General features: G+C 62.6%; 23 protein-coding genes and 1 pseudogene. 16 read left to right on the top strand and 8 right to left on the bottom strand.

The features are described from left to right. The 4 genes and pseudogenes from AB4Z38_RS18475 to AB4Z38_RS18490 form a co-directional block, all read left to right on the top strand. Nucleotides 1-573, top strand: a pseudogene (locus AB4Z38_RS18475) (pyridoxal 5'-phosphate synthase lyase subunit PdxS); the annotation flags it as partial. A gap of 216 nt (nucleotides 574-789) precedes the next feature. Beyond that, the gene (locus AB4Z38_RS18480; RefSeq protein ID WP_441431057.1) at nucleotides 790-1836 is read left to right on the top strand and encodes a homoserine dehydrogenase; all 1047 of its coding nucleotides are present in this window, start codon (nucleotides 790-792) and stop codon (nucleotides 1834-1836) included. Next, nucleotides 1829-3244, top strand: coding sequence for an aldehyde dehydrogenase family protein (locus tag AB4Z38_RS18485; protein ID WP_441431058.1), 1416 nt, complete (start codon nucleotides 1829-1831; stop codon nucleotides 3242-3244). Before AB4Z38_RS18480 ends, AB4Z38_RS18485 begins: the two co-directional genes overlap by 8 nt. Beyond that, nucleotides 3241-4617 carry an aspartate ammonia-lyase gene (locus AB4Z38_RS18490; protein WP_441431059.1) on the top strand — a complete coding sequence of 459 codons (1377 nt, stop codon included), beginning with the start codon at nucleotides 3241-3243 and terminating at the stop codon, nucleotides 4615-4617. The genes AB4Z38_RS18485 and AB4Z38_RS18490 overlap by 4 nt, the downstream gene beginning before the upstream one ends. A gap of 213 nt (nucleotides 4618-4830) precedes the next feature. On the opposite strand, the gene AB4Z38_RS18495 is transcribed toward AB4Z38_RS18490, so the two are convergent. Both AB4Z38_RS18495 and AB4Z38_RS18500 read right to left on the bottom strand, forming a co-directional pair. Further along, nucleotides 4831-5286, bottom strand: coding sequence for an Lrp/AsnC family transcriptional regulator (locus AB4Z38_RS18495; protein ID WP_441431060.1), 456 nt, complete (start codon nucleotides 5284-5286; stop codon nucleotides 4831-4833). Then, the gene (locus AB4Z38_RS18500) at nucleotides 5267-6211 is read right to left on the bottom strand and encodes a LysR family transcriptional regulator (RefSeq protein ID WP_441431061.1); all 945 of its coding nucleotides are present in this window, start codon (nucleotides 6209-6211) and stop codon (nucleotides 5267-5269) included. Before AB4Z38_RS18500 ends, AB4Z38_RS18495 begins: the two co-directional genes overlap by 20 nt. Before the next feature lie 293 nt (nucleotides 6212-6504). Here AB4Z38_RS18500 and AB4Z38_RS18505 point away from each other — a divergent pair, with 293 nt between their 5' ends. From AB4Z38_RS18505 to AB4Z38_RS18515, 3 genes are all read left to right on the top strand, one after another. After that, nucleotides 6505-7929: an amino acid permease gene (locus AB4Z38_RS18505; protein WP_441431062.1), complete on the top strand. Its 1425-nt coding sequence runs from the start codon at nucleotides 6505-6507 to the stop codon at nucleotides 7927-7929. 46 nt (nucleotides 7930-7975) lie between these two features. Then, nucleotides 7976-8386, top strand: coding sequence for a RidA family protein (locus AB4Z38_RS18510; RefSeq protein WP_441431063.1), 411 nt, complete (start codon nucleotides 7976-7978; stop codon nucleotides 8384-8386). A gap of 118 nt (nucleotides 8387-8504) precedes the next feature. Beyond that, the gene (locus tag AB4Z38_RS18515) at nucleotides 8505-9125 is read left to right on the top strand and encodes an AmiS/UreI family transporter (protein WP_441431064.1); all 621 of its coding nucleotides are present in this window, start codon (nucleotides 8505-8507) and stop codon (nucleotides 9123-9125) included. 67 nt (nucleotides 9126-9192) lie between these two features. Here AB4Z38_RS18515 and AB4Z38_RS18520 read toward each other — a convergent pair whose 3' ends face one another. Further along, nucleotides 9193-10716: a PucR family transcriptional regulator gene (locus tag AB4Z38_RS18520; RefSeq protein WP_441431065.1), complete on the bottom strand. Its 1524-nt coding sequence runs from the start codon at nucleotides 10714-10716 to the stop codon at nucleotides 9193-9195. 99 nt (nucleotides 10717-10815) lie between these two features. On the opposite strand from AB4Z38_RS18520, the gene AB4Z38_RS18525 reads away from it, so the two are divergent. The 6 genes from AB4Z38_RS18525 to AB4Z38_RS18550 all read left to right on the top strand — a co-directional run bounded on the left by AB4Z38_RS18525 (nucleotide 10816) and on the right by AB4Z38_RS18550 (nucleotide 16243). Next, a complete protein-coding gene (locus AB4Z38_RS18525) occupies nucleotides 10816-11697 on the top strand; it encodes an arginase family protein (RefSeq protein ID WP_441431066.1) in 882 nt (293 codons plus the stop codon). 27 nt (nucleotides 11698-11724) lie between these two features. Next, nucleotides 11725-13104 (top strand): MFS transporter, encoded by a 1380-nt coding sequence (locus AB4Z38_RS18530; protein ID WP_441431067.1) that lies wholly within the window; start codon nucleotides 11725-11727, stop codon nucleotides 13102-13104. A gap of 69 nt (nucleotides 13105-13173) precedes the next feature. Further along, nucleotides 13174-13776: a helix-turn-helix domain-containing protein gene (locus AB4Z38_RS18535; RefSeq protein ID WP_441431068.1), complete on the top strand. Its 603-nt coding sequence runs from the start codon at nucleotides 13174-13176 to the stop codon at nucleotides 13774-13776. Further along, on the top strand, nucleotides 13769-14506 hold the full coding sequence (locus AB4Z38_RS18540) for a B3/B4 domain-containing protein (protein WP_441431069.1): 738 nt from the start codon (nucleotides 13769-13771) through the stop codon (nucleotides 14504-14506). The genes AB4Z38_RS18535 and AB4Z38_RS18540 overlap by 8 nt, the downstream gene beginning before the upstream one ends. Before the next feature lie 16 nt (nucleotides 14507-14522). Continuing rightward, nucleotides 14523-14993, top strand: a complete 471-nt coding sequence (locus AB4Z38_RS18545) for an Lrp/AsnC family transcriptional regulator (RefSeq protein WP_441431070.1) — start codon at nucleotides 14523-14525, stop codon at nucleotides 14991-14993. Between the two features lie 32 nt (nucleotides 14994-15025). Then, a complete protein-coding gene (locus AB4Z38_RS18550) occupies nucleotides 15026-16243 on the top strand; it encodes a trans-sulfuration enzyme family protein (RefSeq protein ID WP_441431071.1) in 1218 nt (405 codons plus the stop codon). 691 nt (nucleotides 16244-16934) lie between these two features. Here the strand turns inward: AB4Z38_RS18550 and AB4Z38_RS18555 are convergent. Both AB4Z38_RS18555 and AB4Z38_RS18560 read right to left on the bottom strand, forming a co-directional pair. Then, nucleotides 16935-18185 carry an MFS transporter gene (locus AB4Z38_RS18555; RefSeq protein ID WP_441431072.1) on the bottom strand — a complete coding sequence of 417 codons (1251 nt, stop codon included), beginning with the start codon at nucleotides 18183-18185 and terminating at the stop codon, nucleotides 16935-16937. Between the two features lie 29 nt (nucleotides 18186-18214). Further along, nucleotides 18215-19102, bottom strand: a complete 888-nt coding sequence (locus AB4Z38_RS18560) for a dihydrodipicolinate synthase family protein (RefSeq protein WP_441431073.1) — start codon at nucleotides 19100-19102, stop codon at nucleotides 18215-18217. Nucleotides 19103-19209: 107 nt separating this feature from the next. Between AB4Z38_RS18560 and pdxR the strand changes: the two genes are divergently transcribed. The 3 genes from pdxR to AB4Z38_RS18575 all read left to right on the top strand — a co-directional run bounded on the left by pdxR (nucleotide 19210) and on the right by AB4Z38_RS18575 (nucleotide 21441). Further along, nucleotides 19210-20628 carry a MocR-like pyridoxine biosynthesis transcription factor PdxR gene (pdxR, locus tag AB4Z38_RS18565; protein ID WP_441431074.1) on the top strand — a complete coding sequence of 473 codons (1419 nt, stop codon included), beginning with the start codon at nucleotides 19210-19212 and terminating at the stop codon, nucleotides 20626-20628. Nucleotides 20629-20782: 154 nt separating this feature from the next. Further along, nucleotides 20783-21097: a DMT family transporter gene (locus tag AB4Z38_RS18570; RefSeq protein ID WP_441431075.1), complete on the top strand. Its 315-nt coding sequence runs from the start codon at nucleotides 20783-20785 to the stop codon at nucleotides 21095-21097. Continuing rightward, nucleotides 21097-21441 carry a DMT family transporter gene (locus AB4Z38_RS18575; protein ID WP_441431076.1) on the top strand — a complete coding sequence of 115 codons (345 nt, stop codon included), beginning with the start codon at nucleotides 21097-21099 and terminating at the stop codon, nucleotides 21439-21441. The genes AB4Z38_RS18570 and AB4Z38_RS18575 overlap by 1 nt, the downstream gene beginning before the upstream one ends. 139 nt (nucleotides 21442-21580) lie before the next feature. On the opposite strand, the gene AB4Z38_RS18580 is transcribed toward AB4Z38_RS18575, so the two are convergent. The 3 genes from AB4Z38_RS18580 to AB4Z38_RS18590 form a co-directional block, all read right to left on the bottom strand. Continuing rightward, entirely contained in the window at nucleotides 21581-21814 is a 234-nt protein-coding gene (locus AB4Z38_RS18580; RefSeq protein WP_441431077.1) for a hypothetical protein, read from the bottom strand. Between the two features lie 357 nt (nucleotides 21815-22171). Continuing rightward, nucleotides 22172-23602, bottom strand: a complete 1431-nt coding sequence (locus AB4Z38_RS18585; RefSeq protein ID WP_441431078.1) for an APC family permease — start codon at nucleotides 23600-23602, stop codon at nucleotides 22172-22174. Nucleotides 23603-23612: 10 nt separating this feature from the next. Next, complete coding sequence (locus tag AB4Z38_RS18590) at nucleotides 23613-24512, bottom strand: carbon-nitrogen hydrolase family protein (RefSeq protein WP_441431079.1); 900 nt, start codon at nucleotides 24510-24512, stop codon at nucleotides 23613-23615. Between the last annotated feature and the right edge of the window lie 93 nt (nucleotides 24513-24605).

The raw sequence follows: 24605 nt of genomic DNA on the forward strand, positions 1-24605 counted from the left end.
GAGGTCCTGACCCCGGCCGACTACACCCACCACATCGACAAGTGGAACTTCACGGTTCCCTTCGTCTGCGGTGCCACCAACCTCGGCGAGGCGCTGCGCCGCATCAACGAGGGCGCGGCCATGATCCGCTCCAAGGGCGAGGCCGGCACCGGAGACGTCTCCAACGCCACCACCCACATGCGCCAGATCCGCGCCGAGATCCTCCGCCTCTCCACCCTGCCCGAGGACGAGCTCTACGTCGCGGCCAAGGAACTGCAGGCACCGTACGAACTCGTCAAGGAAGTCGCCGCCACCGGCAAACTCCCCGTCGTGCTGTTCACCGCCGGCGGCATCGCCACCCCCGCGGACGCGGCGATGATGATGCAGCTCGGCGCGGACGGCGTGTTCGTCGGTTCGGGCATCTTCAAGTCCGGCAACCCGGCCCAGCGTGCCGCCGCCGTCGTGAAGGCCACCACGTTCTTCGATGACCCCGACGTCATCGCCAAGGTCTCCCGCGGCCTGGGCGAGGCCATGGTCGGTATCAACGTCGAGGAAATCCCCGAACCCCACCGCCTCGCCGAGCGCGGCTGGTAGAAGCACAAGCCTCAGCACAAAGCGGCTTTTCCCTCAGCGGTGAAAGGCCGCTTTTGCTTTTCCGTGAAGCGCCGCACTGGACCTCTGACCGATGGGACGAAACTGCCTGAGCATTCGGGCGTTTCGTCACCCCAGACGAGCGATTCGCATCTAGGGAACTGACACTCCCGGGACCGAGGCTTAAAGGACAGCAAACCGCCCCATCAAGGAGATCACGTGACTACTTACAACCTGGCCCTGATCGGATTCGGAGGCGTCAACCGCGCCTTGGCCGAACTGATCCGCGACGAGCCCCAGCGTTTCGCTTCCCTCGGATTCGAGCTTCGCGTCGTGGCCATCACCGACCTCGCCTTTGGCTCGCTCGTCCAGGGTGGGGGAATCGATCTGGCCGCCGTCCTTGCGATGCCGCGCGGTTCCTCTTTCGAAGGATTGCCCGGGGGAAGCGCCGACCCGCGCAACGAAGAAGTCATCAAGAACAGCCCGGCCGACATCGTTGTCGAAGCCACCTTCACCAGCCCTGTTGATGGGGAACCCGCCGTGTCCCACGTCAAATGGGCCATCGAGTCCGGCAAGCACGTCGTGACCACCAACAAGGGCCCTGTAGCCCTGCTGGGCCAGGAGCTGAGTCGGCTGGCTGCAAACAACGGGGTCCGCTTCGAGTACGAAGGCGCCGTCATGAGCGGCACGCCCGTGATCCGTCTGGCGCACAAGATGCTCGGGGGTCTCGAACTGACCGCCGTGCAAGGGATCCTGAACGGAACCAGCAACTACGTGCTGGGACGGATGGAAGCTGGTCTGCGCCTGGATGAGGCCATCGCAGAAGCCCAGGATCTCGGATACGCGGAAGCGGACCCCACCGCCGACATCGGTGGCTCCGATGTTCGCTTGAAAGTCGCCATTCTGGCCAACGAATTGCTTGGCGCCAGCGTCCACCCCAACGATGTGGACACCACCGGCATTCAGGACATCAAGAGCGATGACGTCGCCCAAGCCCTGGCAAATGGTTTCCGGTGGAAGCTGATCGGCGAAGCTCGCCGTGAAGCAGACGGCCGCGTCGTCGCCGCCGTCCAGCCCATCCCCCTCCCCGCCGATCACCCGCTGGCCGGCATTTCCGGGGCCACCAACGCCGTATCGTTCACCACCGACCTCCTCGGCGCCGTTACCGTTTCCGGTCCGGGCGCTGGTCGCGTCGAGACCGCCTACGCCCTCATCTCCGACATCATCGCCGTCGACGAATTCGTCAAAGGAGCCGTTCGTGCCTGAAACAGCCATCGCCGAGACCAAACCGGCAGCCACCACCAACGAGCTGGTGGTGCACAACAAGTTCGACGGCAGTGTCCTGGCAACCCTGCCCCAGAGCACTGAGGCGGACGTACGCGTCGAACTCATCCGCGCCGCCGCCGCCACTGGTGCAGCTGCAGCCATGCCCCGCCATGAGCGTGGCAGGATCCTGGACACGGCTGCTGATCTGCTTCAGCAGCGGTCACGGAAAGTCTCCGAGCTGATCGTCGCGGAATCCGGAAAAACCATCAAGCAGGCCCGCAAGGAAGTCTCCCGTGCGGTCAACACACTCAAGCTCTCGGCAGCGGAAACCCGCCGGAACGTCGGCGAAGTACTTCCGTTCGACTCTTTCGCCGGTTCGGAAAACCGCCAGGGATGGTTCACCCGTGAACCGCTTGGACTTATCGCGGCCATTACGCCCTACAACGACGCGTTGAACCTGGTCGCGCACAAGCTGGGGCCGGCGATAGCCGGCGGCAACACCGTGATCCTGAAACCGTCCCAGCTGACCCCCCTGACGGCCATCCTCCTCGTGGACCTGCTGCGTGAGGCCGGGCTGCCGGCGGATTTCGTCACCGTTGTCCTGGGAGACCGCACGGTCGCGCAAACGATCATCTCCTCCAAACTGGTCCGCATGGTCTCCTTCACGGGCGGCTTCGCGACCGGCCGCGCCATCGCGGCAAACGCAGGTATTAAGCGCCTGTCCATGGAACTTGGAGGCAACGCACCCGTCATCGTGTTCGACGACGCCGACATTCCGGCTGCTGTGGAGGCCAGTGTGTCCGGTTCCTTCTGGGCAGCCGGCCAGAACTGCATCGGCGCCCAGCGCATCCTCGTCCAACGCGAAGTCTTCGACACCTTCCTGGATGCCTTTGTCACCCAAACTGCAGCCTTGAAGACCGGCGACCCACGCAACGAACACACCGACGTCGGGCCCATGATCAGCACCGCCTCCGCAGCCGAAGCGAAGCGCAAGATCGATCAGGCAGTGGCCGCTGGGGCGCAACTGCTGACGGGAGGCGCCCTGGACGGAGCGTTCCTGACACCCGCTGTTCTCACCGGAGTGCCCCGCACCTGCGAAGCCTGGAGCGATGAACTGTTCGCCCCCGTCGTCCTTGTCGAACCCTTCGACTCCACCGAGGAGGCCATCGAGCTGGCCAACGACAGCGACTACGCCCTGCAGGCCGGAGTGTTCACCAAGGACCTGGGCCGCGCCTTGCAGACAGCCAAAGCCATCGACGCCGGCGGTATCATGATCAACGATTCCTCGGACTACCGACATGATGCCATGCCGTTCGGCGGCTCGAAATACGGCAGCATGGGCCGTGAAGGGGTCCACTTCGCCTACGAGGAAATGACCCAACCCAAGGTCATCGCGATCGCTTCATGAGCGTCAATGTGAGAATTGAACAGGACAGCCTGGGGTCCCTGGCGGTCCCCGGGTCCGCCCTGTGGGGCATCCACACTGAACGGGCGATCCTGAACTTCCCGATCAGCGGCATCCAGCTGGGGACCCACCGGCATCTGGTCCGCGCCCTCGCGTATGTGAAGAAGGCCGCCGCGCTGACCAACGCCGAGCTGGGCTTGATCCCGGCCGATATCGGCCAAGCGATTGCGTCAGCCTGCGACACTGTGGCTTCGGGCGAGGTCGATGATGCCTTCCCAGTGGACGTCATCCAGGGCGGCGCCGGAACCTCGACGAACATGAACGCCAACGAGGTCATCGCCAACCTGGCCCTGCAGTCGTTGGGTCATCCCCCCGGGTCCTACGGAGTCATCGACCCGATCGGTCATGTCAACAAGTGCCAGTCCACCAACGATGTGTACCCGACTGCGGTGCGCTTGGCGCTCGTGTTCGCCTTGGAGGGCCTTCTCGAGAGGCTGGCTCTGCTCTCGGCGGCATTCGCAGAGCGCGGTCAGGCGTTCTCGGCCATCCCGAAGGTTGGCCGCACACAGTTGCAGGATGCGGTTCCCATGACGCTTGGGCAGGAGTTCACTGCTTTCTCGGTCACGCTCGAGGAGGACCAGCGTCGCCTTCGCGAGGCGGCCGCGCTGCTGAAGGAATGCAGCCTGGGCGCCACGGCCATCGGTACCGGCATCACCGCGGATCCGCTGTATGTGGAGCACGTCATCGACAGACTCTCCGCAGTCAGCGGGGTCCAGTTGGTTCGTGCCCACGATTTTGTGGAGGCAACGTGGGACACCGGGGCCTTCATGACCTTCTCCGGGGCGCTCAAACGGACCGCTATCAAGCTGTCCAAGATTTGCAGCGACCTGCGTCTGCTCTCCAGCGGGCCGCAAACGGGGCTCGCGGAGATCCGTCTGCCCCCGCGGCAGGCGGGCTCCTCGATCATGCCGGGCAAGGTCAACCCGGTCGTGCCCGAAGTCATCAATCAGATCGCCTTCTTCGTCGCCGGCGCCGATGTCACTGTCACCATGGCCGCTGAAAATGGACAGCTTCAGCTGAACGCCTTCGAGCCGGCCATCGCGCACGCGTTGCTGCAGTCGTTGAGTTGGTTGACCAACGGGTGCGACGTCCTACGGGACCTGTGCGTGACCGGCATCGAGGCCAATGAGGCGTTGCTGCGGTCCCGGGCTCGGGCATCCACGGCGCAGGCAACCGCACTGCTTCCTGTCTTGGGATACGCTGTGGCAGCCGAGATCGCTCACCGGGCTCTAGTCTCCGGGCAGAGTGTCCTCGACATCGCTGTCAGTGAGGGCCTGCTTCTGCCCGAGCAGGTCGAGGCACTGATGGGTGCCTGAGACATAGGCAACAAGCTCGTCGGGGCGGACGGCAAGGAGAGCAAGTGATGACCGGCACGGGGCTTCTTCCTGACCGGCGCTGCCGCCCCGGCGCCGCTGCAGGCGTTGGTCGCCTCTTCCTGCATTTAACCCGCCCGGCGAATCCGGCGTTGCGGACATACTCGTTTCCGCAACGCCGGATTCCTTTATCCCCTGGGTATGATGTTGGCCCGTTTAGCGTGGAGCCTGGCGGTCTATCACGGTCGACAGGGACAGGGCGGTGGTCGTGTCGCGGACGCCGGGAAACTCCGAGACCTGCCGCCAAATCTCCTGAATCCTCGCAGCATCGGGCGCCTCGACCCTGACAATGAGATCCAGTTCGCCGCTGACCACGTCGCAGGTGGCGATTTCCGGGATGGCCCGCAGCCCGGCGATGACGTCGCTGCCCCGCATCCTGTCATGCCGCTGAATCAGGAGCACGGCATTGACTGTCGGCGCTCCCTCCCCTGCTGATTCCCTGATGGTGTAGCCATTGATGTAACCATCACGTTCGAGCCGTTCGATCCGCTGCCTCACCGCATTGCGGGACAGCAGTATCTTTTCCCCCAGCTGGGCCAGACTGATCCGGGCATTGCGCCGGAGCTCGGCCAGAATCTGCGCATCTATCTCATCACGTGGACTCTTCGGCACGGGTGCTCCTGACTGAGGGGGATTGAACATGTGTTCGGGCGATCTCACGCAAAGCATCAATGACGATTGCGACGGCCCTGTGGACGACCCGCTCCGGCCGGATCAGCATGTCCACATGCCGCACCGTCTGCAGGCCCTCCAAAGGGCGCAGTACAACGTCCTGGGATGCAGGAATACGAACCGTGTGCCGGGGCAGCAGCGCAAGATGACCGCCCTCCGAAACCATGGCCGCGGCAGTACTGAAGTCATTGATCCTGTGCACAACGCGCATGGGGTACCCGGCGGCAGCAGCTACGGCGTCCAGCATGTCGGCCGGCGAGAAGCCGGAGTGGGTGGAAATCCATGTCGTCCCGACGAGGTCCGAGGGCTTCAATGTCTTCTTCATGGCCAGATCATGGGAGGAATGCATGGCCACGTCCATAGGTTCACGCAACAACGACAAAACCGCGAGCCTGTCCCTGGGCCACGGGGGTGTGTGGCTCATTCTATGGCCGATCACGATGTCGTAGCTGGCTGTCAGGGCAGGGAAGGAGACACGGTCGACGTCTTCGTCGACGCATTCAACCACCGGGAATCCTTCCGTGTGTTCCAAAGCCGCCAGATCGGGGAAGAAGGTCATCGCGGCACTATGGAAGGCACTGACATGCACCGTCCGATCAATCCCGCCGACGAACTCATCGACGGTTGCCTCAGCCCGGCTAATGGCCTCGGAGACAGCGATCGCCGCCACCGCAAGAGCCTGCCCCGCATCAGTGAGCTCCACGGAGCGCCCGCGCTTCCGGGTCAACGGGGCCTTGAATTTGCGCTGAAGTGCCGCCAAGGACTGGGAGACGGCCGACGGGCTCACCCCGAGGGCTCGTGCCGTAGCGGCAACACTGCCATGATCGCCGAGTTCGCGCAAGACGCTGAGCTGATATGGATCCATAAGCCTTACCTTAATCGTTGATAACAACATATCCCATTGGCTTGATGTTTCCCCCTCTTTAGCATTGATACAAATCACAGCTGGTACGCCTACCGGGCGCGCCGCGTGACGAACGCCCGGCACGGAACCAAGACGTTGGATCCCGCCGTGCTCACGCTATGTCTCTGCCGATCTTCGACCATGTGTGCAGGAGCGCCGCTCCCGCACACATGGCGTTCCTGCCTTGCGCCACGGATGCCGTGGAGGCAGGAGTACTTGACCCCGGGTCAAGCCATACCGCTAGGAATTTTCAGATGTCTTCAATACGCCACGTCCTCTTTCGCAGAACGACTCCGGGCCTGCAGCAATCTACGGAGCAGCCAGCGCTGACCCGCAGCATGGGAACCTTCCAGTTGTCCATGCTGGGCATCGGCGCCACCGTGGGAACGGGTATCTTCATCGTCCTGTCCCAGGCCGTGCCGGTTGCCGGCCCGGCGGTGATCTGGTCCTTCGTGATCGCGGCCGTCGTCGCCGGACTCACCGCCCTCTGCTATGCGGAGATGGCCAGCGCGATCCCCGCATCCGGCTCCTCCTATTCCTACGCTTACGCGACACTGGGCGAATTCCCTGCCCTCGCCGTGGGCGCCTGCCTCCTGCTCGAATACGGCGTCTCGGGGGCAGCTGTAGCCGTGGGCTGGTCCGAATACCTGAACCAGGCTCTGGAGAACCTGTTCGGAGTGCGCATCCCCGAGGCTCTCTCCAGCGCACCCGAAGCCGGCGGCGTCGTCAACCTGCCGGCCATCGTGTTGGTTGCGCTGTGCACGCTGTTGCTGGTGCGGGGTGTCAGCGAGTCAGCGAAAGCCAACGCAGCCATGGTCATCATCAAGCTGGCGGTCCTGGTGATGTTCATCATCATCGGGATCACCGGCTGGAACCAGGACCACTTTTCGAACTTCGCTCCGATGGGCATAGCCGGCATCACCGGTGCCGCCGGGATCATCTTCTTCTCCTACATCGGCCTGGATGCGGTCTCGACCGCAGGCAACGAAGTAAAGAACCCGGCCCGCACCATGCCACTGGCAATCCTCATCACCCTTGGTGTCGTCACGGCGCTGTACATCGTCGTCGCTGTCGTGGCCATCGGAGCCCAGGAAACGCAGGCGTTCGAGGGCCAGGAAGCAGGCCTGGCGGCGATCCTGCAGACCGTCACCCACGCCAGCTGGCCCGGCACAGTACTGGCCCTGGCCGCCATCGTTTCCATCTTCAGCGTGACGCTGGTCGTGCTCTACGGTCAGACCCGCATCTTCTTCGCCATGAGTTCAGACGGGCTCGTGCCGCCGGTCTTCTCCCGCATCGATGCCCGAACCCGGACACCAATTGCCGGCACTGTCATCACCGGCTCGGCCGTTGCAGTGCTCGCGGGGCTGCTGCCCATCAGCTTCCTTGCGGAAATGACAAGCATCGGTACTTTGGTCGCGTTCATCGTCGTGGCTTTGGCCGTCATCATCCGACGCGCCCAGCATCCCGACCAACCAGCCCCTTTCAAGGTCCCGCTGTACCCGGTCGTGCCCATACTCTCGATCGTGGGCTGCCTGTGGATCATCAAGGACCTTCGCCCGATCACCTTGATCGCTTTCGTCGCATGGTTGCTGCTGGCCACGGCGTTCTACTTCAGCTACTCAATCCGCCACTCCCGCTTGCGACAGGTACCGGCGGCAGAACCAGCTCCCGTTCCCTGAGCGCGTCAGCGCCAACCCCGTCCACCGCTACCCAAGGGATCAGAGCATGCCCGTAAACCGCGTCATCGAATCACCCAACGCCCCCGCGCCCGTCGGCTCATACAGCCAGGCAAAGCAGATCGGCCAGTTCCTCCAGGTCTCCGGTCAGATCCCCATCGATCCGCAAACGGGGGGCATTCTTCGCGGCAGCGTCACCGAGCAGGTGGCACAGGCGCTTGCCCAGATCGACGCGATCCTGGCCCACGCCGGAGCCGCCTGGAGCGACGTCCTGATCAGCCGCATCTACCTTTCCACCGATCAGGACTTTGATGAGTTCGACGCCGCCTATGCCCGGCATGTGCCCCAGCCGTATCCGGCCCGGGTGACGGTCGGAGCCGAGCTTGCTCCCGGTGCTCTCGTGGAGATCGAAGCGCTGGCCGTCATCCCTGGCACAGCAACGAGCGGCCTCCCGGCCTGAATGACCCAACAAGGAACACCCCTGCAAGGAGTGCAGTGCCGCGGCGCTGCGCTCCTTGTTCCATGCCGTCGACGCCCGGCTTCGGGCTGGTGCGAGGCGCACACGAAAGGATTCACCTATGGAAACCGCAGGGCTATTGCTGGTCGGCGCAGTACTCTTCGTCAATGGCATGGTGCTGCTGGGGCACGCCCAACCGCGCAATGCGGCCATCATCAATATCTTCGTTGGCCTTCTTCAAACGGCGATCCCCTTTCACCTTTTGATCACCGCACATGGTTCTGACGACATACTTAAGGCAACGCCCCTGTTCTTGTTCGGGCTGACCTATCTCTGGACGGGCGTCACCAACCTCACCGGGGGTGAGGGGACCGGGCTCGGCTGGTACTGCATGTGGGTGGCGGTCATGACCGTTGTCTTCTCCGCCATCGACTTCTTTCACTTTGATGATCCGAAGCAGGCAGTCATCTGGCTGAACTGGGGTGTTCTCTGGTGGCTGTTTTGGCGTGTGCTGACCCGACCCCGGCCAGAGCACGACAGGGTCGCCGGGGCCGCCGCCATTGTCATGTCCCTATGGACGTGCTCACTTCCGGCCGTCCTGACAATGATCGGATGGTGGAAGGATACGCCCGCATGGCCCGTCATCGTCGCCACCGTACTGGCCGCGGCGGCGATCAAATGGCTCTCCAGGCAAACCGTGCACGCCCCAGAGCAACCCAGGCAAAGGCAAACAGTCCTCTGACGCCGCCAGGGGTTCAGCGTGCGGAATCGCCGGACGGTCTGGCTGTCAGTGAAGAATCATGGCGGCGTCAGTCCCGTAGTGCCAGCCACAGGACAGATCTGTCATCCGGGGAGGCCAGGTTGAACCCCGCCTTTCTCTCCGCGCGCTGGAGGCGGCTGCGCAGCGTCTGTCGGTGAACGCCCAAAGCTGAGGCTGCCGCCTCCAAACTGCCGTTGTGGGCAAGGTACTGGGTCACTGCCTCCAGCCCCTCGGATTCGAGTTTGTTTCGGAGCCGCTGGGCATAGGCAGAGAGTTCGCTCCTCGTTTCCGCCCCGAACATCGAGACAAGCTTGTCCTGGCCACCCAGCATGCCATAATCCAGCGTGTTTTCACCCAAAGCGGCCGCCCTGCGAGCTGCGGTTGTCGCGTTCAAGATCCCTGAGTCGATGTCTTTGGGGGAAACGTCGCGACAGATCCCCACAGTGGTCGCAGGGTTGATTCTGTGTAGCCGCTCCCATGGGACAGTCCCCCGCTCGCCCGCCTGCACAAAGATCAGGAGTTGGTCGGGAAACATCGATACGGAGGTATACCGGGCCGCTTGCGTTGAGACGTACTGTTCCAGAGCGAGCAGTTCTGCTTCTGAGAAGTCATGGCTGGCTGTCACCAAAGCGACGTTGACCGGCGCCTGTTCCGGGAAGGAATAGAGGTCAAGAAGGGCCCCGTATCCATGTGCTTGGGCAACCATCACACGGGCTCGGCGCTCCGGCGCGCTCACTTGGGTCCGGTGGGAGGCTGAAAGTGCTATCAGCGAAGCTGCGGTGGAGGTGAAGATGCGCTCCAAGGGGCTGAAACGCTGCGACCGCCCAACAGCCAGATGCCTGGACTCCGGCCCGACACCCAACGGAATGAGCATCGCTTCCATTCCCGGCACCGCGATCGTGGACGCGGACAGCGGCGAAAGAGGGGTTCTTCGTGGCATGGCCTCGGAGATGGCCCTCAGTCCAGGCCCCGCCGAGTCCGTCTTCTGAACAACCTTTCCATCGGAGTCCAGGATTCCCGCCCATCCGTGCAGCTGTTGAGCGAGCCGCCCGATGATCTCGGCTTCGCCGAGGTCGCGCAGCGCCGAAGCTGCCAGTTCCGCCTGTGCAGCCAATGTGCTTTCGAATTCTCTTTCACGTTCCTCCGCGAGACGGGCCGCCACGAATTCCGAAAGAGCGATGTACGGGGTCTCAAAGGGCACTTCCAACAGCGGCAGGCCAGCCTTTATCGCCGCTGTTCGCCACGCCTGCGGCACATCCTTACCGGGCCACCCCGTCCCGTAACCCACGGCGGCGACACCACTGCTTTTCAGAGAGCCGAAATAGTCGTCAAGGGTGGATTCCTCGCGACCGTAAAGGTTGGTGGTTATGAGCATCTCACCGCCCAACAACCACGGCGTCGGATCGCCGACTTCCGAGACGTGCACCCAACGGATGACATTGCCCAGCGCGGTGTGGCCGGCTACGCAACGCAACGACAGCCCTGTCTGGTTGAGCAAATCGGCTACCGTGACCGCCATTCCTGCCTCCTCGATCTCCTGGAACACCATGGACAAAGCAGTGATCTTTGGCACATCTTTTCACCATTTCGTCGATGGTTGTTTGCACCGCGTGCACCAAGACTTTTCCTAGGCGTCACGCCGCAGACAACGTTCAGTGAAAGGAGCTCCACCATGTCAGCCACAGCACGAACATTCGAGATCCTGGGGGTGCCCTTCGACGGGGCAGCCACCCTCGGGTGGCCCGGGGCCAGGTACGCGCCGGCGAGGATCAGGGAAGCACTCGGGTGGATCACCATGCGGACAGAGAAAGGCCTTGTATATTCCCTGGAAACGGGCCAACTCCACCCCGCCCCTGCCATCACCGACCGAGGCGACGCGCACGTTGTTCCCCACGACCTCCAGGCCACACTCACCAACACTTCGGAGGCTATCGCAGATATCATCCGGAACAACAAAGTTCCCATCATTCTCGGCGGGGATGACAGCACCCTGTACTCGGGCAGCAAGGGAGTTCACGACGGAACGGCCGGAACCATGGCCATCATCCACTTTGACGCCCATCTCGATGTCATGGATGAAAACGAGGCACAAGGAACCCACAGCCAGTCCAGCGGCATGCGCCGCAGCCTCGAACTCCCCCGGGCATCAGCGGACCATTCGATCCAGGTAGGGCTCAGGCACTTCAACTTTCCCAGCTCCCAGGCCTACGTCACCACGGCAGGCCCTGCCCGGATCACCGCATACGAATTCGACTCCCTCGGAACAGACGCCGCCGTCCAGAAGATCCTGCAACGCGTCTCCGGAGCCGACACCGTCTTCCTGAGCTTTGATATTGACGCTGTGGATCCTGCCCACGCCCCCGGCGCAGGCGCACACGAACCCGGCGGCCTGAGCTCACGCCAGGCCATCGACACCATCAGGGCACTCGCCCCACACTGCCACGCCCTGGCCATCACCGAGGTCAACCCCCTGACAGATCATCGGGACATGACGTCCAATCTCGCAGCTTACCTCGTCTATTACTTCGCCACCTTCGGCGCCGAAGCGATCTGACCCTTCAACCTTGGAAATGTGAAACAAATGACAACGTCATCCCCGGCCGCGGCGTCTGCCCGGCCCATCGATCCGCAAGTTCTCCGCCGCGCAGTCCGCGGCACCTTCGTCGGCAACCTCATGGAATGGTACGACGTAGGCGTCTTCGGGTACTTGATCATCACCATGGGCCCCGTCTTCCTGCCCGAAGCCTCCCCGGCCACCCGAGTCCTCTTCCTGCTGGGCGCCTTCGCCAGCACTTACGTGTTCCGGCCGCTGGGTGGCATCTTCTTCGGATGGCTCGGGGATCGGATCGGCCGCCAGAAGGTCCTGTTCATCACCTTGAGCCTGGTCGTCCTGGCCACCTTCACTATCGGGCTTCTCCCGGGATACACGACCATCGGCATTGCGGCGGTGATATTGCTGGTCCTCCTCAAGGTCATCCAGGGATTCTCGGCCGGAGGCGAATTGACCAGCGCCCTGACCTTCATTGCCGAACACGCTCCGGACAAGCGACGCGGATTCTTTTGCGCGTTCCTGGACGCCGGCAGCTTCTTCGGCTTCGCGGCAGGGGCAACCTTCGTCACGCTGATGCAACTGGGCTTTGGCCAGCAAGCCATGCAGGATGGACTGTGGCGCATCCCCTTCCTGGCAGCCGGACCGATCGGCCTGGCAGCAATCTACATGCGCCTCAAGGTCGAAGAATCCCAGCTTTTTGTCGAACTGCAAGAAGACCGCGCCGCCGGGCGCCGCAAGTCTTCCAACCCGCTGGAGACCATGCGCCACAACTGGCCGGCCATGCTCCGGACGGTCGTCCTTGTGGCAGCGGCGAACACCGCGGGCTACGCGTTTACCTCCTACATGCCGACCTACCTTGCCGGACTCGGAAACCTTGACCCGCTTTCGAGCAACCTGCTCGGCGTTCCGGTCCTTATCCTCATGGCCGTGTCGATGCCTTTCATCGGCAAACTCTCCGACCGTGTGGGCAGAAAGCCGATTCTCTGGGTCGGCTCGGTCTGGACCGTGCTCTGCAGCGTTCCCGCATTCATGCTGCTGACCTCCGGGATCATTCCGCTGGTGGTCTGCGGTCTGGTGCTCATTGGCATCCCTGTCGCCCTCTACATGGGCGCCCTGGCGGCGACCCTGCCCGCCCTTTTCCCGACGGAACAGCGCAGCTCCGCGTTGGGCATGTCTTACAACCTGTCGGTCGCAGTTTTTGGCGGCACCGCGCCCATCATCATCGAGTCCATCATCCGCAGCACCGGCAGCCATATTGCGGCCGGCTTCTATCTGGCCATCATGGCCCTCCTCGGCATCGTTGCCGTCTGGAGCCTGAAAGAGTCCGCGGGTCAGCCGCTGCTGGACAACGCCAGCGTTGCCACAGCACACGGCATCCCCCTTTCCTCCTCGTCGCCGCACCGGACCTGAGGTAACCCGATGCAAGCCAGTCCCACCCCGGCCTTGGAAAGTGCACTCATGGTGCAGTATGATGCCTTTATGGATGAAAACATCGCAACCTTGGCCTCGGCTATCGGGGTACGGGTCAAACAGGAGCGTCAGGCACGCCGCTGGACCTTGGACCAACTGGCCGAAGCAGCCGGTGTAAGCCGACGCATGCTCATCAACGTCGAACAGGCAACAATGAACCCCAGCGTCGGCACCCTGCTGCGGATCAGCGACGCCCTCGGCGTCGGGCTACCCGACCTCGTCCAGTCCCCCGAGCGCAAGGCCGTGAAAGTAACGCGCAAGGACGAAGGCGCCGTGCTCTGGAGCAGCGAGGCGGGCGGCCGCGGCGTTCTCGTGGCCGGAACGGAACCGCCGGAAGTGGTCGAACTGTGGGATTGGACGCTGGGCCCCGGCGACGAGCACTCAAGCGAGGCCCATACTCCCGGCACGAAAGAGCTGTTGCAGGTTCAGCAAGGGACAGTCACGGTTGTGGCCGCGGACCAGACGGTCATTCTTGAGGTTGGGGATTCGGTCACCTTCCCCGGCGATGTAGCGCATTCATACTCGAACAACAGCACCGAAGCGGCACGGTTCTCGCTCGCGGTCTTTGAACGCGGTGTCGGATCAGGGCATCGGGAGACCGGCAATGCCTAGCTCCGAAACCCTCCAGGAACTCCTCAACGAAACACACGTCGAGCCGGCAGTGTTCGAGCTTCGACCCGACTACCGGGCCCTGCTCATTGCTGTCGACGGCCTCGTCCCGGGACCCAGCGACGAAGCCGGCAACGCTTTGCTCGAACAAGCCGAAACACGGGCCCGGGCGGCACTGACCGAGCAGAAAGTCGAACACCTCCCTCACGTTGCTGCCTGGCGGGAGGCGTACCAGGCCTTCGGTGCCAAACCCAACCGCACCCGCAACAGCCTCGAAGCGCTGATCCGTCGCGCGGACGCAGGCCTCCCCCGAGTCAACAGACTCACCGATCTTTACAACGCGGTCTCAGTGCTGCACCAGATTCCGCTCGGCGGCGAAGACCTCGCCCGCTACAGCGGGGCGCCCCGCCTGATCCGGGCAACGGGCCGTGAACCCTTCGATACCGTGGCCAGCGGGGAACCCATCATCGAATACCCCGAGGTCGGCGAAGTTGTCTGGTGCGATGAAGACGGGGTCACATGCCGGCGCTGGAACTGGCGCCAGGGCCGCCGCACGCAACTGCGCGACGACACGACCTCAGCGGTTTTCATTCTCGACGCCCTCGAACCGATGACCAGCGAGGCTCTCCGTGCCGCCGGTGAGGACCTTACTGCCCGCCTGCTCCTCCTGGGGCCGGAGGTTGTCACCGCCCAGCATTTGGTTGAGTCCGACGGCCAACGGCAAGAACTCTGACCGGAGGGAGGACGCCGTGACAGGCCGGGAACTGGACGCCATGGACCAGAAGATCCTCAGCATTCTCCAGGACGAAGGCAGGCTTCCGAGCACAATGATCGCCGAACGTACCGGCCTGACCGAAGGCCAATGCGCGGAGCGGATCCTCCGGCTTGAGTTGGACGGATACATCGGCGGCTACACGATCGTCCGCAACTACCCCGATGCGGCCACGAGACCGCTGTCGGCTCTCATCATAATCGTCCAGGTCCCGGGGCGCAGCGGGCACGACCTGCACCGCAGCATGGAGTCCATTCCGGAAATCAGCACGGCCGAACTCGTGGACAACGACCACACCGTCATCCTGAGGCTCCAGGTCCCCGACCTTGACCGTCTCAGCAGCATCGCCACCTTTTTCCTGGTGCAGTCCTCAGTGCTGGCCCTCGAAGTCTCAACAACGCAACCCATTCTCAGCCATCGACCAACGCCACAAACCATTGGCAGCTGACGATGCACACCATTTGAAAGGAAACACCAGCAATGAAGCGAAACCCAGACAAGCACAACCGTGCCTCCGTCCATGACTACACATGGGCAGTCCACGGTGGAAACAACATCGACAAAGGCACCGGCGCCCTCCGCACACCGCTGATCATGGCCAACTCCTACCTGTTGCCCGAGGACCCCTCCGAAATGGACTGGTCCAGCGTGGACGACGGACTGGTCTACAACCGGACTTCTGGCGCGAACTCGCTGGCACTGGAGACCAAGCTCGCCGCCATGGAAGGCGCCGAAGCCGCCGCCGTCTTCGCCACGGGCGTGGCGGCACTGCACGGGATCTTCTTCAGCTTCCTCAAGGTCGGGGATCACGTGGTGGTCTCCAACGTCACCTATGAGGCGGTCTACCGCCTCTTTGGCGTGCTCCTCCCGGAGAAGTACGGCATCGAGGTTACCTTCGTCGATGTGGCCGACCTTGAGGCAGTCCGGGCCGCGGTGCGCCCCAACACCAAGCTCATCCACGCCGAAACCATCGCCAACCCGACGACCAAGGTCGCCAACGTGGCAGCTCTGGCCCGCATCGCGAAGGACGCAGGTGCCCTGTTCAGCATTGATGCCACCTTCACGCCGGCCCCGTTCTACCGCGCCCTCGATGACGGAGCCGACCTCGTCGTGCACTCATTGACCAAATACATCAACGGTCACGGCGACGCCATGGGTGGAGTCGTCGCCGGCCGCCGCGACCTCATCCAGCACATCAAGCATGAAGCCGTCGTAGAAGTGGGCGGCGTCATTTCGCCCTTCAACGCTTGGATGATCATGCGCGGATCCGTCACCCTGCCGCTGCGGCTCAAGCAGCACTTCGAGAGCGCGGAGAAAGTCGCGGCAGTCCTTGAATCTGATCCCCGGGTCGCTTACGTGCTCTACCCGGGCCTGGCATCCCACCCCCAGCACGAAACCGCCACTAAGCAGTTCGGCGGCCGCGGGTACGGCGGAGTGCTCGCCTTCGCCGTCGACGGGGATTCCAATACCCAGAACCGTTTCGTCAACAACCTGCAGGTCATCACCTCGGCAGTGTCCCTAGGCCATGACGAATCCCTGATTGTCCATGTTGGCCCGGACGCACGAGGAGGGTCCGAAAACTACCCGGCCTCGTTCCACAAATATGGCCACATGCGCCTGTCCATCGGTCTGGAAGATTCTGAAGATCTCATCGACGACATCCTCAACGCCCTCGACAAGACGTTTGCGGAGCGGTAACAACCGCTGAAATGTCAAGCCTGGGACGGAGTGCGTGGGCAGCCCGTCCCAGGCTTTTCTCCGCCTCGCCCGTTCGCGCCGTGCCTGCGGTCCGGGCGGCAACTGCCCGGCTCTCATTCACAGGAAGCAATGACTACACCCGAGCACATCACCATCAAGCCCAATGTCCTCCACCTCGGAACTCCCGTCATGCTCCTGTGCACGGAGAACGCCGATGGATCAGCCAACATCTCCCCCAGCTTCCTCGTACCGGGCGCTGGAGAACATGATGGTCCTTGGACTCCTTGCCGACAGTCACACCATCGCGAACCTCCATGACAAGCCCGAACTGACAGCCAACTTCCCGGGACCTGCGCTGTGGCATCACATCGAATCCACCGCCGACACAACGGGGGCAGACCCTGCGCCGGAGGCAAAATTTTCACGCCATGTGCATGAAAAAGACAAATTCGGCCGGGCAGGGCTGACCAACCGGGCATCCGAGATGGTCTCTCCCCCTCGCATCCACGCATGTGCCCTCCATCAGCCTTCGCCATTATTTCGGTCTTGGCAGTGAACATGATTACCGGCCGACGAGCGACACCGCGCCTCTCTTCCGGCTCCCGCAGGCTGGGTGAACATTCCCTGACCGCAGCAATTGGAACGCCCGCCAGGCCGACCGCCATACATATGGTGAGGGCCGCTTCGCGGGCTAACTCTGCAGTTCTTCGGGCTGAACTTCAGTGGTCGGGTCAGCCCCACGACGGTCAAGGACCGAGGCCGACACGGCAACAGCGATAAGTCCGGCCGCCAGGAACAAGGGCAGCTGGGTTGCCGGTGCGATGATGGCTCCTACCAAGGCTGTGCCGGCCGATCCAGCGGTGATTTTTAAGGCACCGATCCACACGAACACCTGACCGCGTGCCTCGGCAGGTGCATACTCACTGCGGGCTGCCAAAGTTGCTGCGAAGAAGTACGAGTTGAGGACACCGGCGAACAAGAAGGCAGCGACAGCCGCAGGAAAAACCCCTGCGAAAGCCGCCCCACATAGGGCAACCCCCACGGCCGCTCCCAGCCAGGTCATCAACGGGTCCGCATCAGTTCTCAGGGGCCGGATCATCACCCCAGCGGATCCAAGCAGGCCGCCAAGCCCGTAGGCTGCAGTCAGAACACCGGCAGCCGCGGGTTCAACGTGAAGTTCCCCCGTCGAGGCGACCGCAGTGATGGGCAGCGCCGCGACCGACAGGGCGACGACGACTGTCAGGTAGAGCGTGCGGCGCAACGGGCCGTTCGAAACCATCATCAGCAGCGTTCTTCCGGGGCGAGGAACCTCCGACGGGCTGGCTGATGGTGGCGAATACGGCAGACGCCTGACCATTGCGGCTGCGACGAATGTCGATCCGGCAAGGATCAACGCCGCCACGGCGGGATTCGCCCAAGCGGACACGGCCGCAACCAACGACGGGCCGATGGTGCCTCCGATGCCGTATGTCGCCACGTCCCACCCCTGCGCACGGCGCTGGCTGGTCCTGTCACTTCCGGCAATGGCAGGCAACCGGCTGCTGATACCTCCCGTCAAAAGAGGGCCAACCAGCCCTGATGCTATGAGCAGCAAGCCGGGGACTATTGACCACGTGAACGGATACAGAAGTACGGCAGCTGCCAGCGTGACCCCGTGGGCCATGCAGGCCAAGGCGATCACCGTTCGGCCGTCCCGGGCGGTGTCCAGACGCCGGGCGATGAGGGGACCGAAAAGGTGCGGTGCAGTGATACAGGCGCCGAGGGCTCCTGCAAGCCAGCCGGGGGCGCCGCTGGTGGTCACGAGCAGGACAATCGCAACGACCGCACCGCCATCCGCGCTCCGGGCCAGCGTGGCCGCCACGACATACCGGGCAAGGCCCGCGCGAGCGGTTGACCTTCCCGAAACTTGGTCGAGTTGGATGCTGCCGCCGGGAACACTCACATCTCTCTCCGCGAAGGAACCGGCATCGGCTATGCCTCCAACCCGATGATGCTGATAGCCCCGGCCAGCCTGCTTCGTCCTTCGCTGTCCAGGCCGTGCAGCGGCCGCGGCAGAGCTCCTGAGGATACCAATCCAAGGTCTTCGGCGAGGGCCGCGGTAACGCGGAGGCTGCCGTAGTTGCGGAACAGCGACCATAATGGTTCCAGCTCCGCGGACGCTTCACGTGCCAGATCGCTCCGCCCGGCCTTGACGTGATCCACGATGATCCTGGCCTGACGCGGAAGTACACCCGCGATGACCGAATACCAGAGGTCGCAGCCCGAAAGCAGGGCTTCAGCTGCCACCCAGTCCCCGCTGATGCCCACCGAGGTTCCCTCCGGCAACCTTGAGCGGAGGTTCCCCAGCCGCGTGGCGATCTCCTCGGTGGCGGGCGGCGGGATCTTGATTGACGCAATCCCGGGAATCCGGGCGATGCGGGCGTGCAGGTCATCAGTGAAAGTGAAGCCGGTCGTGCCGGGGTTGTCGTAAACAACGATGGGAAGTGACGATTCCGCGGCAACGTCCTCGTACAAACCAAAAACTTCCGGTTCGGTCAGGCGCTGGTAGGATACGGGAGCGAGGAGCAAGGCCGAAGCGCCGGCGGTGTGGGCGTCCTCGGTCAGCCTCAGCACGTCCCGCGTCCGTAGTGCACCGATGCCAGCAAGGACCGGGACGCCTTCGGCAGCGCCCACCGACATCTCCAGGACAGCTCGACGCTCCTCACGCGACAGGTAGGCATAGTTTCCTGTAGAGCCAAGAACACCCAGGGAGTCAACACCGGCCTGGGCCGCGCGTGCCACCAGCTTGGCCACGGCGCTCAAGTCGACATTGTCACCGTTCATGGGCGTAAGGGGGAATGCACTAAGACCGTTGAACACGGAATCCTGCTTTCATATTGCTGCGAGGGTCAGGCCCGAACGCAGAGCCGAGATGGGGTGGTGCGTCTTATGCTGCCAAACCGCTTGGTCCTACACTAGGTCCAAGAATGACCAACTCCGGGGGTCCAATGAGCGAGGCCGAACTACCGATCGAACTGAACAGACAAAGCCCTGTCTCCTTGACCGCGCAGGTGGCCAGTCAACTTCGCAGCGCCATCCTTAGCGGACTTCTTCGGCCAGAGCACACGCTCCCCGCAACCCGTAGGTTCGCAGCGGACCTGGGCATATCCCGAGGCGTCGTGGTTCGCGCGTTCGAGCAACTGTCCGGAGAAGGGTTCCTGGAGAGCAACGGAGCAGGCGGGACCAAAGTGGCAGTCCGCCCGGACATTCAAAGCCTCCCTCTGGCGGAGAAACAGCCGAGCACCAGTCCTGCCCAAGCTGAGGTGATTGATCTGACTCCGGGCCGCCCATCAGGTTCTCCCTTCAAGGACAGGGAATGGCGAAGCGCCTGGAAAGCTGCCGTGTCCGAACAGGGACACACCCACCTGCCGCCAGCATTGGGAACATGGGCCCTCAGGGAATCCGTGGCCCGGCACCTTGCAGTATCCCGGGGACTTTCCGTCGAGTCCGAGAACGTCATCATCACCGCCGGCACCAGCGATGCCCTGCAATTGGTTGTAGCCATGCTCCGCGGACAGCGCGAACACCCCGGGATCCTGGTTGAGGATCCCGGCTACCCCACCGCCCGCCGGGTCATGGCAGCGGCCGGCGCACAGCTTCAGACAGTCCCTGTGGATGAAAACGGCCTGAAAAGTTCACAGCTGGCCACGCTAAGAGACATTCCGGATGCAGTCCTGGTTACGCCCAGCCATCAATATCCCTTGGGCGGGAGGATGGCCGTCCAGGAAAGGCTGGGGCTGCTGAAATGGGCTGGCCAACATGGTGTACTTGTCTTGGAAGATGACTACGACAGCGAATTCCGGCACACCCGAATGCCCCTTCCCGCCGTCGCTTCCCTCCCCGCAAATGCCGAGGTAGTGCTGCTGGGCACCTTCTCGAAGAACCTCAGCCCATGGCTGCGGTGCGGCTATCTGGTGGTCCGGGGTGATTCCGGCCAACGGCTCAAAGCAACACGCGAAGCCCTCGACACCCCTGTGGCGGGCGTCCTGCAATCAGCCCTGTCCCACTACATTGATGGCGGCGGGCTCTCCCGGCACATCACCCGCGCGCGCCGGGAATACGCCCACCGCCGATCCCTGCTCATTGAGCGTCTTGGATCCCGGGAGGAACTGGAGCTCGCCGCTCTCGATGGTGGGTTGCATGTAGTCATTCGCTTCGAACAACCTGCCGCAGCAGACCTGGCAGCGAAGGCCCTGGATTTAGGAGTCCGCGTGATTCCCCTGGCCGGATACTACGCCGACCGCGCACCCATGAACGGCCTGGTCATTGGTTACGGCGCAGTGACCGACCTCCAACTGGCTGAGGCCCTGAACGTCCTTGGACAACTTATTGATGGCCCGCGGTAGCAACTAGCGAGGGGGCGCAACGGGACCAAACAGAAAGACGCCCATCGACCAGTAGTGCACTTCACTGCCCTAATAGTGCATAATTGAATCACTCACGACAGCCGTTACTCTCACCGTCGTGCCTCCCCAGCTCAATCTCAGCAAGGAAAAGCAAATGGCGTGGCTCGTATTAATCCTCTCCGGCGTGCTCGAAGCGGTCTGGGCGACCGCACTTGGAGCATCAAACGGCTTCAAGCGCAAGATCCCGACGTTCATCTTCATCGCCTCCATGGCCATCAGCATGGCCGGTCTGGCCTACGCAATGACCGATCTTCCCACGGGCACTTCCTACGCCGTCTGGGTGGGCATCGGCGCGGTCCTGACAGCGGTACTAGCCGTCCTCCGAAAGCAGGAACGTCTTTCCGTGGCACGCACCGCGCTCCTGACAGCCTTGGTCGGATGCGTCATTGGGCTGAAGGTGGTCAGCTAATGCACTGGATCGTTCTTCTCGCCAGCGCCGTCCTTGAAGCCGTATGGGCAACAGCCCTGGGACAAAGCGAAGGCTTCAAGGCACCACTACCAACAACTGTTTTCATACTGGGACTAGTCTGCAGCATGCTCGGACTGAGCTACGTGGCCAAGAAAATCCCGATGAGCACGGCCTACGCCGTGTGGACAGGCACCGGTGCTGCACTGACCGTCACATGGGCAATGATCATGGGCACCGAGACGCCGACAGTTCTTCGTATACTCTTCCTCGCAGGAATCGTTGGCTCTGTCATCGGCTTGAAACTCGTACCCGCGAGACGTGCGCTGCCAAAGACCGTAAGCTGATGGCGGCCGGGGCGGCGCCGGTAATCACCGTAGCCGACCTGACGCGCAATCCTCAATCCCAACCTTCACCAAAGTCAGCGCCCTCCTAGAATCGACCACCCAAACAGGCGTGTCGGCGTTGTTTCTGCGTCCCCACGCTTTAGGGCTTGCTGCTGCGCAGGTCCCGTTCCACTGTTACTCCGTAGGGAACATCAGCGCTTAGGTTCACTGTGTAATTGTCAGGTCCGTGGCGGGTTACCAGAATGCCCTGCCACCCTTCTGCCATCGAGTGGTCACGGGCCATCTCTACAGCCGTATTGATACTGTCTTCGATTTCCGTCGGAGATTGACCTGTGATGTGGAAGTAGCGGCCGGCCTCGATCGTGATAATCATTGGACTCCTGATTTGCTCTTTCTGTTATCTCTGATTTGGTGCTCATGACTTGGGCACGGAGTGAGTCGGCTCCTCGGGATGAAGAAATGGTTTTCAGCGATGGCAGACTCGCCCAATCAGATTCTTCTTTGACCGGGAGTTTGCCCCCGGACTTGCACTGCATCCCCGGTTGCGGTTCGGCAGCCCGGGATGCAGTGGATTGTCACTCGGAACGGTACGGACTTTGGAGAGTGCCCATCGTGACAAGGGACGGTGGCAAATGACGCTGATTAGGTCCCTTTTCTCGAGATCGCCGCCCGCCGCACAAGGACGGCCCGGACATTGGTGTCCGGCCCGCCCTTGTGGTTCGTCTGGGAGTTAGATTTCGGTGGGCTGCGCTTGGGTGGCAGTCTGCTTGGTTGACCGCGTGTCGTCAGTGTTTGGTTGCTGAACCTCCTTGGTGGGTTCGTCCGGCTGGCCGTCGCGGGCGTGGAGACGCATCTCTGGTGGTTCCTTGCGGAATCCTTTGGTGAGGAAGACGAGGTAGAGAACGCCCAGGCCGAGCCAGCAGAGGCCGATGGTGATGGCGATGGTGCTGAGCTGGGTTAGAAGGTAGATGTCGACGGCGGCGCCCAGGATCGGAAGGACGATGAAACCAGTGATCGACAGGGTTGTGCCTTGCCGGCGGCTTCGGATGAAGTAGGCGATGACGCAGAGGTTGACGGCTGTGAATGCCAGGAAGGCCCCGAAGTTGATGAAGGAGGTTGCGATTTCCAAGGAAATGTTCAGTGCCAGCATGGCCACGGCACCGACGAGGACCAGGTTGAAGATGGGCGTTTTGGTTCGGGGGTGGAGGCGGCCGAAGAGCCGGCGCGGGAGGACTCCGTCGCGGCCCATGACGTAGAGGAGTCGGCTGGTGCTGGCCTGGATGGCGAGCCCTGACGCGAACCCGCCGACGATGGCGAGGATGTTGGTGAGGTTGGCGTAGAACTGCCCGCCGACGAGAACCTGCATGGCGTATGCCGCGGTCGCTGCGTCCTTGAAGTCTCCGCCAGGGTGGACGAGCTGCATGATGTAGGAGACGATGACAAAGAGTATTCCTCCGACGAGGACGGTCAGGAGGATCGCCCGGGGAATGTTGCGTTTGGCGTTTTTGGTTTCTTCGCTGAGTGTGCTGACGGCGTCGAATCCCAGGAAGGAGTAGGCGGCGACAGCAGCCGCGGCAGCGACACCGCCGACCGTGGTTGCATGGTTCCAGAAGGGGTCTGTGAACGACGGAGTCAGGTTTCCCCCGAGGTAGGCCAGGCAGTAGGCGATGAAAATACCGATGAGGGTAACGACCAGAAGGGTCAGGGTCTTGTTGACACGGTCAGTGAGCACGATGCCCGTGATGTTGATGATCGTTGTCAGCCCGGCGTTCAGAGCGAGCCAGGCCCAGACGGGGATGTCGGGAAACTGGGCTGCGAGGTAGAACGACTGGAAGAGCCAGGCCACGGTGGGAAGGAAGAGGTAGTCGAGGAGGATTGCCCACCCGACGAGGAAGCCGACGCGGGAATCGAGCAGCCGTCGCGCATACACGTAGGCCGATCCCGAATTCGGAAAGATCTTTGCCATCTTTGCGTAGCTGAGGGCAGTCAGCAGCATCGCGACGGCGGCGAGGGCGAATGCTGTCGGGGCTGTTCCGTCGCTGGCGGAGGAGATCACACCGAAGATCGATATCACGATTCCCGGGGCCATATAGGCCAAGCCGAACACGACCACCGACAGCAGGGATAGTTTGGGGGTGAGTTTGATGTTCTCAGCGGACATGGGGTTTTCCTTAGGCTGGGGCGGTGCTGAGGTTGGTCAGGGTTGACGGTGAGTTGGTCTGCCGCCAGAGGCGGGGATCAAGCTGGCCGGCGTAGAGCGGCAATGGGATGGTGTCGTCGTTTTCAGCGAATTGGTCCCAGGGGCGGGTGACGCCCGCTGTGCCGTGCTGACGGACATTGACCACCTGGTCCAGGTCGATCACATCGACCAAGGTCGCGTCTTCGGGTCCCGTCGCAGAGATTCGCACGCGGCCTTCAGGGTCAACCAGGAGACTCCGTCCGACCCCATGAGGGCCCGCCGCGTTCACACTGGCAACGAAGTTCTGGTTCACGATTGCGTTGGCTTGGCCGATAACAACTTCCTGCGCACGATCGTTGGTCGGGGTCTGGACAACATTGAGGACGAGCTCTGCCCCCATCCACGCCAGATGCCTGCTGTGTTCGGGGAACCACGCGTCGTAGCAAATCGACAAACCGACGCGGCCGTAGCCGGTCATGTCGAAGACCACGAAGTCCTTACCGGAACAAACGGTCTCGTAGGGTTTCCAGGGAAAGATCTTTCGGTAGCTGGCCACAGCCTTTCCTTGCGGGGAGTAGACAACGGCGGTGTTGTAGATTTGCCCGTCCGTTCCGCGTTCGAGCACGCTGCCAGGCAAAAGCCAGATCCCAAGGTCTCCGGCAAGCTCGGCAAGGGTGCGCCCGCGCGGACCGTCAAGAGGTTCGGCCGAGGCTTCCATGTAGGCCTGCCGGTCCGCAGTGCTTGGAGAATCTGGCGTGTTCAAGTGGAGCTCCGGGTAAACGAAAAGGTCGGTGACCGCATGTGCTTTGACCCTCCGCTCGAGACCAGCAGCAAAATCAGTCAAGGTCTCGGCGGGTGATTGCACAAGAGCCAGAGGGAGAAGTCGGGTCATGACAGTGACATTCCTAACGTGGGGAATTCGTGAACTGAAGATTAATTAAAGATTAATTAACGAACTAGGGTGTGTCAACAGTCACTTCGAAGT

Source organism: Arthrobacter sp. 2RAF6, assembly GCF_052115205.1.
In the GTDB taxonomy this organism is placed as follows: domain Bacteria; phylum Actinomycetota; class Actinomycetes; order Actinomycetales; family Micrococcaceae; genus Arthrobacter.

What these genes read in the sequence shown, in the direction of transcription:
- AB4Z38_RS18535 (WP_441431068.1), top strand. Translation starts at nt 13,174, where the DNA reads ATGGATGAAAACATCGCAACCTTGGCCTCGGCTATCGGGGTACGGGTC.
- AB4Z38_RS18575 (WP_441431076.1), top strand. Translation starts at nt 21,097, where the DNA reads ATGCACTGGATCGTTCTTCTCGCCAGCGCCGTCCTTGAAGCCGTATGG.
- AB4Z38_RS18540 (WP_441431069.1), top strand. Translation starts at nt 13,769, where the DNA reads ATGCCTAGCTCCGAAACCCTCCAGGAACTCCTCAACGAAACACACGTC.
- pdxR (WP_441431074.1), top strand. Translation starts at nt 19,210, where the DNA reads ATGACCAACTCCGGGGGTCCAATGAGCGAGGCCGAACTACCGATCGAA.
- AB4Z38_RS18550 (WP_441431071.1), top strand. Translation starts at nt 15,026, where the DNA reads ATGAAGCGAAACCCAGACAAGCACAACCGTGCCTCCGTCCATGACTAC.
- AB4Z38_RS18525 (WP_441431066.1), top strand. Translation starts at nt 10,816, where the DNA reads ATGTCAGCCACAGCACGAACATTCGAGATCCTGGGGGTGCCCTTCGAC.
- AB4Z38_RS18515 (WP_441431064.1), top strand. Translation starts at nt 8,505, where the DNA reads ATGGAAACCGCAGGGCTATTGCTGGTCGGCGCAGTACTCTTCGTCAAT.
- AB4Z38_RS18585 (WP_441431078.1), bottom strand. Translation starts at nt 23,602, where the DNA reads ATGTCCGCTGAGAACATCAAACTCACCCCCAAACTATCCCTGCTGTCG.
- AB4Z38_RS18500 (WP_441431061.1), bottom strand. Translation starts at nt 6,211, where the DNA reads ATGGATCCATATCAGCTCAGCGTCTTGCGCGAACTCGGCGATCATGGC.
- AB4Z38_RS18580 (WP_441431077.1), bottom strand. Translation starts at nt 21,814, where the DNA reads ATGATTATCACGATCGAGGCCGGCCGCTACTTCCACATCACAGGTCAA.
- AB4Z38_RS18510 (WP_441431063.1), top strand. Translation starts at nt 7,976, where the DNA reads ATGCCCGTAAACCGCGTCATCGAATCACCCAACGCCCCCGCGCCCGTC.
- AB4Z38_RS18590 (WP_441431079.1), bottom strand. Translation starts at nt 24,512, where the DNA reads ATGACCCGACTTCTCCCTCTGGCTCTTGTGCAATCACCCGCCGAGACC.
- AB4Z38_RS18530 (WP_441431067.1), top strand. Translation starts at nt 11,725, where the DNA reads ATGACAACGTCATCCCCGGCCGCGGCGTCTGCCCGGCCCATCGATCCG.
- AB4Z38_RS18505 (WP_441431062.1), top strand. Translation starts at nt 6,505, where the DNA reads ATGTCTTCAATACGCCACGTCCTCTTTCGCAGAACGACTCCGGGCCTG.
- AB4Z38_RS18570 (WP_441431075.1), top strand. Translation starts at nt 20,783, where the DNA reads ATGGCGTGGCTCGTATTAATCCTCTCCGGCGTGCTCGAAGCGGTCTGG.
- AB4Z38_RS18490 (WP_441431059.1), top strand. Translation starts at nt 3,241, where the DNA reads ATGAGCGTCAATGTGAGAATTGAACAGGACAGCCTGGGGTCCCTGGCG.